Source organism: Gilliamella sp. BG3 (assembly GCF_046635605.1).
Lineage (GTDB): Bacteria > Pseudomonadota > Gammaproteobacteria > Enterobacterales > Orbaceae > Gilliamella > Gilliamella bombi.
Genome location: NZ_JBIDFE010000022.1, coordinates 29,706 through 40,149, shown reverse-complemented (window position 1 = coordinate 40,149; position 10,444 = coordinate 29,706). Strand labels below are relative to the sequence as shown.

Sequence of the window (10,444 nt, the reverse complement as noted above, 5' to 3'; positions counted from 1 at the left end):
TTACCCATGTGAGAGTAGGGTGCCGCCAGACTTTTAAATATAGAGAGCCCAGCAGTCATGCTGGGCTTTTTGCTTTTTGGAATATTTATTAAATATCATTTTGATTATTGAAAATTAATTAATGCAGTAACAAATATTAATTAGTATAAAAAACAGTCAAAAAAAGAAGGTATTTGTCACTTTGTAATTATTTTCTATTTATTTCTTGCTGTATGTATGAAACAATTCAGCTATACAAGGAAAATTTTTTTGAGGTAGTCAGTGATCGATAATGATGGCTACCGTCCGAATGTAGGAATAGTTATTTGTAACAGGTATGGTCAAGTACTTTGGGCTCGTCGGTATGGGCAAAATTCTTGGCAATTTCCTCAGGGCGGAATAAAACAAAGCGAAACGCCTGAGCAGGCAATGTTTCGCGAATTAAACGAAGAAGTTGGTTTATCATCAAAAGATGTGAAGATTTTATCCGTTACTAATGGTTGGTTACGATATAAGTTACCCAAAAGGATGATCCGTTGGGAAAATCAGCCAGTTTGTATTGGGCAAAAACAAAAATGGTTTTTATTAGAATTAATATCTGATGTATCAGTCATTAATCTCAATACATCCTCAGCACCTGAATTTGATGATTGGAAATGGGTTAGTTATTGGTATCCCATTCGACAGGTGATTGCATTTAAACGAGATGTCTATAGAAAGGCAATGAAGGAATTTTCTTTATCTGTGTTTGCTATACAGTCTGAAATAGAGACATCAGTAACTAATATTTCTAAAAAGAAACGATTTAATTTCTTTGCTAATAAACGGAAAAACAAAAAGCGTAATAAAAAATGAATCAATATTTACAATTCCCTAATTTCGATCCAATAGCCTTTTCCATTGGTCCGGTATCACTTCATTGGTATGGTGCAATGTATTTATTTGGAGTGCTGGGTGCACTTTATTTGGCTAAGCGCCGTGCAAATAAGCCAAATAGTCAATGGACGTCACAGCAGGTTGAAAATTTATTATTTTGGGGGTTTTTAGGTCTTTTTATTGGAGGCCGTTTAGGCTATGTCTTCTTCTATAATTTAGAAGCTTTTATCAAAGATCCTATAATTTTATTTAAAGTCTGGGAAGGCGGTATGTCTTTTCATGGTGGTTTAATTGGTGCGATTTGCGTTATTGCCCTTTTTGCAAAGGGAACAAAGAAAACTTTTATGCAAGTCGGTGATTTTGTTGCCCCTCTTGTCCCGATTGGTTTGATGTTTGGGCGATTTGGTAATTTTATTAATGGAGAACTTTGGGGAAGAGTAACTGATTCATCTATTGGTATGTTATTTCCAACATCATCGCATGCTGATTTTATGTTTGTTCAGTCTCATCCTGAGTGGTTTTCACTTTATTCCCAATTAAATGGTATTTTACCGAGGCATCCTTCACAACTTTATGAAATGGTGTTTGAGGGAATAGTACTGTTTATTATTTTAAATATTTTTATTCGAAAACCAAGACCTACAGGCTCTGTATCTGGCCTATTTTTATTTTGCTATGGTTTATTTAGATTTGTTATAGAATTTTTTAGACAACCAGATGAGCAGTTAGGATTATTTTTAAATATTATCAGTATGGGACAAATATTATGTCTACCAATGATTATTGGTGGTATTTTTATTCTTTTATTTGCATGTAGATTTAATAATAAGGCAAAAACACAATGAAACAATATTTAGCGTTAATGCGAAAAATTTTAGATGAAGGTACACCTAAGTCAGACCGAACGGGAACTGGAACGCTATCTATTTTTGGGCATCAAATGCGATTTAATTTACAAGAAGGTTTTCCTCTTGTTACAACTAAAAAGTGTCATTTACGTTCAATTATTCATGAATTGCTTTGGTTTTTGAAGGGAGATACAAATGTTAAGTATCTTCAAGATAATAAGGTAACTATTTGGAATGAATGGGCTGATGAAAATGGTGATTTAGGTCCTGTTTATGGCAAACAATGGCGGGCATGGGGAGCGGCTGATGGTCGTCAAATAGATCAGATTTCACAGTTAATTGATCAAATTAAAAATGATCCTGACTCTAGACGTATGATTGTTTCTGCTTGGAATGTTGGAGAATTAGATCAAATGGCATTAGCACCGTGTCATGCCTTCTTCCAATTTTATGTTGCAAATGGCAAACTATCTTGTCAACTTTATCAACGTTCTTGTGATGTATTTTTAGGATTACCATTTAATATAGCCAGCTATTCTTTGTTGGTACACATGATTGCACAGCAATGCGAATTACAAGTAGGTGATTTTGTGTGGACTGGTGGTGATACACATCTTTATTCTAATCATATAGAACAAGCTCATTTGCAACTATGTCGTGAACCAAGAGTATTGCCAAAATTAGTTATTAAACGTAAACCTCCAACAATTTTTGATTATGAATTTGAGGATTTTGAAATTGTTGGTTATGAACCGTATCCAGCAATCAAAGCGCCTGTTGCTGTTTGATTTTCGTTAAAAAGTTTCAGGTAACTATGTGTTTCAGTATAAAAATAGATAATTTTAAGAATAGCTAATAGTTTTAACTGTGAGCTACTTAAATATAAACTGATAACAAATTTAGTCACAGAATAATGATATAAAGTCCTTAGACTTTGTTTATTTTATGCTCCCGAAAAATAAGATATAATAAGCAACTGTATTATTAATAATAATTTGATCTTAATATGAGTCAAAATCAAGAAATTCGCCCTATTTTTACTAAAAGTTTATTACATCCTCGTTATTGGTTAACGTGGCTTGGTATTGGTATTTTATATTTAATCGTTTTATTGCCATATCCAATCATTTATCAATTGGGAAAAGGGTTAGGATTGCTTTCGATGAAATTAATCGGCAAACGTAAAGAAACGGCTAGGCAAAATCTTAAACTCTGTTTTCCTGAAAAAACACAATCTGAACGTGATCAGATGTTGCGTGAGAATTTTATTTCAACAGGTTTAGCCATTTTTGAAACTGGTATGGCATGGTTTTGGTCTGATAAACGGCTTGCTAAAAAAGTTTCTATTGTAGACGATTTTCATATCACAAAAGTTCAACAATCAGGTCAAGGTGTTTTACTCATTGGTATTCATTTTCTAACATTAGAGTTAGGTGCACGTATCTTAGGAATGAACCATCCTGGAGTCGGAGTGTACCGTCCAAATGATAATCCTGTGATGGATTATGTTCAGCTTAAAGGAAGACTCAAATCAAATAAATATATGCTGGATCGGCATAATACTAAGGGAATGATCCGCGCACTAAAAAATGGTGAATTACTTTGGTATGCACCAGATCATGATTATGGTCCTAAAAATAGTGTATTTGCGCCTCTATTTTCAGTAAAAAAAGCTGCAACAACTGTAGGCACGCGTATATTAGTGAAATTAGCTCAGCCAGCTATTATACCATTTACTCCTAAGCGTGAGAAAGATGGTCGTTACACTGTTTATGTAACATCAGAGCTTGAAGATTATCCAATTGATGATGATGTACTTGCTGCTACTTTTATGAACAAAGCGATTGAACAAGAAATTCTAAAAGCACCTGAGCAATATATGTGGTTACATCGAAGATTTAAAACTCGTCCAAAAGGTGATGCACCTTTATATACTGATAATGTTCAATCTGATTAATATGAATATTTTTTATAGCTTCTGTTGAAAGAGCAAAAAATTATAATATGCAAAAACTAAACAAAATTATTCTTTATTGCCGTTGTGGATTTGAAAAAGAGTGTGCTAACGAAATTACAGATAAAGCTGCTCAGAAAGAAGTATATGGCTTTGCTAAAGTTAAAGAAAACAGTGGTTATGTTGTTTTTGAATGCTATCAAGATGATGATGCACAATTATTAATAAAAAATTTAGATTTTCGAACACTAATTTTTGCAAGGCAAATGTTTGTAGCAGGTGATCTATTAGTTGATTTACCTACAGATAACCGTATTTCTCCAATCATTGATGCATTATCTGGATGTATTGACAAAGCTGGAGATCTACGTGTTGAAGTTGCTGATACAAATGAAGGTAAAGCGCTTTCTGGCTTTTGTCGTAAATTTACCGTGCCCTTTCGTCAAGCATTAAGAAGTAAACGTATTTTATTAAAAATTGAGAATCCATCAAGACCCGTTGTCCACTTATTTTTTATCAGTAATACCAGTTGTTATGTTGGTTATTCACTAAGTCAAAATAATTCGCCTTTTTATATGGGAATTCCAAGATTAAAATTTCCCTCTGATGCGCCAAGCCGTTCTACATTAAAATTAGAAGAAGCCTTCCATATTTTTATTCCTTATGATGAGTGGGAGGAGCGATTAAAAGGTGGTTTAAACGCTGTTGATTTGGGTGCTTGTCCTGGAGGTTGGACTTATCAACTGGTTAAAAGAAGTATGATGGTTTATGCCATTGATAATGGACCTATGGATGAAAAATTGATGGAAACTGGACAAGTTAAACATTATCGGGAAGATGGCTTTAAATTTATACCTAAAAAGCATAATATTTATTGGTTGGTTTGTGATATGGTTGAGAAACCAGCTAAAGTAACAGAATTAATAGCCAAATGGTTAATTAATGGTTGGTGTAGAGAGGCTATTTTTAACCTCAAATTACCAATGAAAAAACGTTATGAAGAAGTAAAACAAAATCTATATTCGTTAAATAAAGAGTTAAATAATAAAAAAATCAACGTACAAATTCAAGCAAAACAGCTTTATCATGATCGAGAAGAAATTACGGTTCATGTACAACGAATTTGGGGATAACAAAATTATAAGAGAGTAGGTATGAACTTGAAACGTTACTTTTATGCTATATTAATAATACCATTATTTACATTTTTGGTATGTTGTACTTTAGGAAATTCAGAGAAATCTCTTAACTTTGATGATAACAAAAATTCTAGTTATTATCTTTCACAAGCAGATAATAGTTCTGGAATAGATAAAGTTAATTGGCAATTATTAGCTATTCGTGCACTAATAAAAGAAAATAAATTTTCACAAGCAACTACATTATTATCAAATTTACCACCCAAACTTAATGATGAGCAACAAAAAGAAAAGTTATTATCAGAGGGTCAAATCGCTGTAAAAAAAAGGAAATCATTTGATCTGAATCAATTCACTATTGAAAATTTGTCTAATTCACAACTGTATCGTTATTACATTATTAAATTGGGTTTAGATATAAATGGTAAAGATATTAATGCTCAAGCCCACGATTATCTTCAATTAGAAAAATATGTATCAGAAACAGAAAAAAGGCAATTATTAAATAATACATGGAATTTTTTCCGTAAATTAAAATCTGGTAAAATCCGCAAAATTTTAGTTGATGAAAATGAAACTATATTACAAGGTTGGGTTGATTTAGCTTATGCTTACCAAAATGCGAGTAAAGCATCCACTCCACAAGATGATGATACACCAGAAATTATTGCTACAAAATCCGAAAATCAAAAACAGCTATTAAAACAAGCTATTAACAATTGGGCTATACAATATCCAGATCATCCCGCAAAAGAGATTATCTCGATATTAACTGGAGAACAAACACTTGCTGTTGATGCTAATGCAAAAAAAGTTGCATTATTGTTACCATTAAATAGCTCTTCACGTATATTTGGTGAAACAATTCGTCAAGGTTACATGGATGGAATTAAGTTTTTTCCACAAGAACCACAACAAAATGTGATTATACTTGATACAACTAGTGCGCCAATGAATACTTTAATCCAGCAAGCACAGGAACAAAATGTTGAGTTAATTGTAGGTCCTTTATTAAAGAAAGAAGTTATTGAATTAAAATCACTAGAGCCAGCTATTCCTGTCTTAGCCTTGAATAAGGTTGATAACACTACTGCGTCTGCAAATAAAATTTGTTATTTTGCTTTATCTCCTGAAGATGAAGCAAAAGATGCGGCAGACCATATTTATTCTCAAAATAAAATAAAACCATTACTGTTAGTCCCTCAAAATGATTTGGGTAAACGTGTTGCACAAAGTTTTGCTGTACAGTGGTCACAATTGTCAGCAAATAGTTCACAAGCTTACGTACAATATTTTGGTAACACTCAAACACTAAGCGCCAATATGAATCGTAACATAGGGATTAGTCTTGCTGGCAATCCTATTTTGATAGATGAAACGCTATCAGGGGGAATGGTATCTGCTGGATTTGATGCTATTTATGTTTATTCTTCATATGATGAATTGACGTTGATAAAGCCAATGCTTGATATGGGTGCAAATAAAACTATTGGAAATTCATCTGCGGTTACACTTTATTCAAGTTCTAAAAGTCATGTAGCTAATGCTTCTAATGACTTTAATTATGATATGAATAAAACTGAATATGCAGATATCCCTATGGTTATAAATCAAATGGATAAGGTAAATACAAATATACCTAGCAACATTCAGAAAGATTATTCATTAATTCGCCTGTATGCAATGGGCATTGATGCGTGGAGACTAACAAATCGTTTTAATCAACTTAATTCATATCAACCTAATTTTTTAGATGGTATGACAGGTAAATTATCAACAAGTGATCAATGCGAAGTGACACGTGCACTCTCCTGGCAGCAATATATTTATGGTGAAGATAAATCTGATTCAAAAAGCGAATAAAAAACAAATTGGCGAGCATTATGAAAATATAGCTTGCAAATATTTACTTAAGCAAGGGCTTATACTTCTTGCACATAATAGCCAATTTCGCTTTGGAGAGCTGGATTTAATTATGCTTGATAATAAATGTCTTGTTTTTATTGAAGTACGTTATCGAAAAAATGCTAACTTTGGTGATGCGGAGATGACAGTTACACTAAATAAACAAAATAAAATCAGGCAGGCTGCCCAACAATGGATGATGGCGCAAAATTTAAATATTGAAGATACAGAATTTAGGTTTGATATTTTTGCTATTACAGGTAACAGCAAAAAATGGATTATTAATGCATTTTAATTTTAGGTGAAAAGTGTGCAAGATTTAATTAAAAATTACTTCACTGAAAGTATTCAAACTCAAATCGTGATGGCAGAATCACTTGGCTATTCTATTGAAAAGGCAGCGAATATTATTGTCGATAGTTTACTTAATGGCAACAAAATTATGAGTTGTGGTAATGGTTCATCAGCAGCTAATGTACAAAGCTTTACTTCACGTTTAATCACCAGTATTAATATTGAAAGACCAAGTATTCCTGCAATGGCTTTAGTATCAGACAATGTTTTATTAAGTGCTATAGCTAATCATGAGGAGATTTATGCTCGTCAAATTCAAGCATTAGGGCAACAAAGTGATGTTTTAATAATAGCAACTTGCCAAGGGAATAGCAGATCTATCATTCGTGCAGTTCAAGAAGCGGTAATTAAAGATATGAAAATTGTCGCATTAACTGCTTTTGATGGTGGTGAAGTTATTGGCTTATTAGGCCAGAACGATATTGAAATTAGAATTCCGTCTTACAAAAAAGTGATGGCATACGAAATGCACGCTATGATTCTAAATTGCTTGTGCCAATTAATCGAGAATAGACTATTTATTCACAGTAAATAAGCTGAAATAAAGACGGTTTAATTCTGCATTAATAGTGATTTTATGCTATAATTGTGAACTATTTTGATGACTTAAATTAATAAGAGTACATGGTGTTATGACCGAACTAGCCAAAGAAATAACCCCCGTTAATATAGAAGATGAATTAAAATCTTCTTATCTTGACTATGCAATGTCTGTCATTGTTGGGCGTGCCTTACCTGATGTCCGTGACGGTTTAAAACCTGTTCACCGGCGCGTTTTATTTGCTATGCATGAAGCTGGATATGATTGGAATAAACCTTATAGGAAGTCTGCTCGTGTTGTTGGGGATGTAATTGGTAAATATCATCCACATGGTGATTCAGCAGTTTATGACACAATTGTACGTATGGCTCAACCATTCTCATTACGTTATATGTTGGTTGATGGTCAAGGTAACTTTGGTTCTGTTGATGGCGATTCAGCTGCTGCGATGCGTTATACTGAAATTCGTATGCAAAAGTTTGCGGGAGCATTATTAACTGATCTAGATAAAGAGACAGTTGATTTTTCACCTAATTACGATGGTTCAGAAATGATCCCAGATGTGTTACCAACACGAATTCCTAACTTATTAATTAATGGCGCATCAGGGATTGCTGTTGGTATGGCGACTAACATTCCTCCTCATAATCTCTCTGAAGTTATCAATGGTTGCTTGGCTTTTATTGAAGACGAAAATATTTCAGTCGATGGTTTAATGGAGTATATCCATGGGCCAGATTTTCCAACAGCAGCATTAATTAATGGTCGAAAAGGTATTGAAAATGCGTATCGCACAGGTCGTGGTATTATCTATATTCGCTCTAAAGCTACCATAGAAGTTGATGATCATAGTGGACGTGAAACCATTATTGTTAATGAGATTCCGTATCAGGTTAATAAGAAAAAACTGATCGAAAAAATTGCAGAATTAGTTAAAGATAAAAAAATAGAAGGTATTTCGGCATTACGTGATGAATCAGATAAAGACGGTATGCGCATAGTTATTGAAATCAAACGTGATGCTGTTGGTGAAGTTGTATTAAATAACCTTTTCTCTTTGACTCAATTACAAGTTTCATTTGGTATCAATATGGTGGCTTTACATAAAGGCCAACCAAAACTCCTAAATTTACGCGAAATGATTGAGGCTTTTGTGCTTCATAGACGAGAAGTTGTAACTCGTCGAACCATTTATGAATTACGCAAAGCACGCGAACGTGCTCATGTATTAGAAGGTTTAGCAATCGCACTTGCCAATATTGATCCTATCATTGAGCTTATTCGTGCTGCTGCAACACCTAGTGAAGCAAAAACTAAATTATTGAGCCAAGCTTGGCAACTTGGAAATGTTGCTGCCATGCTAGAAAAAGCAGGTAATGATGCAGCTAGACCAGAAGATTTAGCACCAGAGTTTGGTATTCATGATGGACATTATTATTTATCAGAAGCACAGGCTCAAGCGATTTTAGATCTCCGCTTACACCGCTTAACCGGCCTTGAACATGAAAAAATTCTTGATGAATACAAAGAATTATTGGTTCAAATTGGTGAGTTATTACATATTTTAGCTAGCTCAGAACGTTTAATGGAAGTGATTCGTGAAGAATTAGAAAGCGTTCGAGACCAATTCCAAGATGCTAGAAGAACAGAAATTACAGCGAGCAGTGCAGATATTAATATTGAAGATCTTATTGCTCAAGAAGATGTGGTCGTTACTCTTTCCCATCAAGGTTATGTAAAATATCAACCACTTTCAGATTATGAAGCTCAACGTCGAGGTGGTAAAGGTAAATCTGCCACTAAAATTAAAGAAGAAGACTTTGTCGAAAAACTATTAATTGCCAATACCCATGATACGATTCTTTGCTTCTCAAGCCGTGGTCGATTATATTGGATGAAAGTTTACCAACTGCCTGAAGCCAGCCGTGGTTCTCGAGGTCGTCCAATTATTAATTTGTTACCTCTTGAAGAAAACGAACGAATCACAGCAATCTTACCTGTTCGAGAATTTGATGATGAACATTGTGTATTTATGGCTACAGCACAAGGTACAGTTAAGAAAACATCTTTAATTGAATTTAGTCGTCCACGAAGTGGCGGTATTATTGCGATTAATTTACGTGATGATGATGAATTAATTGGCGTCGATTTAACTAGCAATGATCCATCAGCTATTGTAGATGATGAAGAACTTAATGATGATGCCATTGTTGAAGATATTGACTCAGAAGATGATAACCTGATTGGTGAAATCTCAACGACTGAAGATATTATGTTATTTTCTGCTAATGGTAAAGTTGTTCGTTTCCCAGCCAATAAAGTTCGTTGTATGGGCAGAACGGCCGCAGGTGTACGTGGCATAAAACTTGATAGCGATGATAAAGTGGTTTCGTTAATTGTACCTAGAGGTAGTGGCGCAATTTTAACTGCAACTCAAAATGGATATGGTAAACGCACACAGCAAGAACTATATCCAACCAAATCAAGAGCAACTAAAGGTGTTATTTCTATCAAAGTTAGTGAGCGAAATGGTACTGTTGTTGGCGCAGTTCAAGTTGATGAAACCGATCAAATCATGCTAATCACAGATGCAGGAACGCTTGTTCGTACTCGTGTTTCAGAGGTAAGTATTGTTGGTCGTAACACTCAAGGTGTCATGCTTATTCGAACAGCTGACAACGAAAAAGTTGTGGGATTACAACGAATAGCCGAAACAGAAGATGACGCAAGTGGATCGGAGGTATCGGAAAATAATGAACGGCACGATTCACTTCAAGTGTCCGAGGATTAATTATTTAATAATCTAAAAGGATTAGTTTTGCTAATCCTTTTTTATTTTAAAGAATCG

General features: G+C 34.0%; 9 protein-coding genes. All 9 read left to right on the top strand.

Features of this window, described 5'->3' with window-relative positions:
* Nucleotides 1-261 precede the first annotated feature (261 nt).
* Nucleotides 262-834 carry an RNA pyrophosphohydrolase gene (gene rppH / locus ACGH6S_RS10095; protein ID WP_065590265.1) on the top strand — a complete coding sequence of 191 codons (573 nt, stop codon included), beginning with the start codon at nucleotides 262-264 and terminating at the stop codon, nucleotides 832-834.
* Complete coding sequence (gene lgt, locus ACGH6S_RS10090) at nucleotides 831-1,700, top strand: prolipoprotein diacylglyceryl transferase (RefSeq protein WP_296302315.1); 870 nt, start codon at nucleotides 831-833, stop codon at nucleotides 1,698-1,700. The genes rppH and lgt overlap by 4 nt, the downstream gene beginning before the upstream one ends.
* Nucleotides 1,697-2,491 carry a thymidylate synthase gene (gene thyA, locus ACGH6S_RS10085; protein ID WP_296302316.1) on the top strand — a complete coding sequence of 265 codons (795 nt, stop codon included), beginning with the start codon at nucleotides 1,697-1,699 and terminating at the stop codon, nucleotides 2,489-2,491. The genes lgt and thyA overlap by 4 nt, the downstream gene beginning before the upstream one ends.
* Nucleotides 2,492-2,709: 218 nt before the next feature.
* Complete coding sequence (gene lpxL / locus ACGH6S_RS10080) at nucleotides 2,710-3,660, top strand: LpxL/LpxP family Kdo(2)-lipid IV(A) lauroyl/palmitoleoyl acyltransferase (RefSeq protein ID WP_065590268.1); 951 nt, start codon at nucleotides 2,710-2,712, stop codon at nucleotides 3,658-3,660.
* 47 nt (nucleotides 3,661-3,707) lie between these two features.
* Nucleotides 3,708-4,790 carry a 23S rRNA (cytidine(2498)-2'-O)-methyltransferase RlmM gene (rlmM, locus tag ACGH6S_RS10075; RefSeq protein ID WP_085165199.1) on the top strand — a complete coding sequence of 361 codons (1,083 nt, stop codon included), beginning with the start codon at nucleotides 3,708-3,710 and terminating at the stop codon, nucleotides 4,788-4,790.
* Nucleotides 4,791-4,811: 21 nt separating this feature from the next.
* On the top strand, nucleotides 4,812-6,659 hold the full coding sequence (locus ACGH6S_RS10070; RefSeq protein ID WP_085165197.1) for a penicillin-binding protein activator: 1,848 nt from the start codon (nucleotides 4,812-4,814) through the stop codon (nucleotides 6,657-6,659).
* On the top strand, nucleotides 6,625-6,996 hold the full coding sequence (locus tag ACGH6S_RS10065) for a YraN family protein (RefSeq protein WP_065590271.1): 372 nt from the start codon (nucleotides 6,625-6,627) through the stop codon (nucleotides 6,994-6,996). The genes ACGH6S_RS10070 and ACGH6S_RS10065 overlap by 35 nt, the downstream gene beginning before the upstream one ends.
* A gap of 15 nt (nucleotides 6,997-7,011) precedes the next feature.
* Nucleotides 7,012-7,590, top strand: coding sequence for an SIS domain-containing protein (locus ACGH6S_RS10060; protein ID WP_065590272.1), 579 nt, complete (start codon nucleotides 7,012-7,014; stop codon nucleotides 7,588-7,590).
* 97 nt (nucleotides 7,591-7,687) lie between these two features.
* Nucleotides 7,688-10,387, top strand: coding sequence for a DNA topoisomerase (ATP-hydrolyzing) subunit A (gene gyrA, locus ACGH6S_RS10055; protein WP_085165195.1), 2,700 nt, complete (start codon nucleotides 7,688-7,690; stop codon nucleotides 10,385-10,387).
* Nucleotides 10,388-10,444 lie beyond the last annotated feature (57 nt).

Coding starts and splice junctions, on each gene's coding strand:
- thyA (WP_296302316.1), top strand. CDS start 1,697: ATGAAACAATATTTAGCGTTAATGCGAAAAATTTTAGATGAAGGTACA.
- lgt (WP_296302315.1), top strand. CDS start 831: ATGAATCAATATTTACAATTCCCTAATTTCGATCCAATAGCCTTTTCC.
- ACGH6S_RS10070 (WP_085165197.1), top strand. CDS start 4,812: ATGAACTTGAAACGTTACTTTTATGCTATATTAATAATACCATTATTT.
- gyrA (WP_085165195.1), top strand. CDS start 7,688: ATGACCGAACTAGCCAAAGAAATAACCCCCGTTAATATAGAAGATGAA.
- rlmM (WP_085165199.1), top strand. CDS start 3,708: ATGCAAAAACTAAACAAAATTATTCTTTATTGCCGTTGTGGATTTGAA.
- lpxL (WP_065590268.1), top strand. CDS start 2,710: ATGAGTCAAAATCAAGAAATTCGCCCTATTTTTACTAAAAGTTTATTA.
- ACGH6S_RS10065 (WP_065590271.1), top strand. CDS start 6,625: ATGGTGAAGATAAATCTGATTCAAAAAGCGAATAAAAAACAAATTGGC.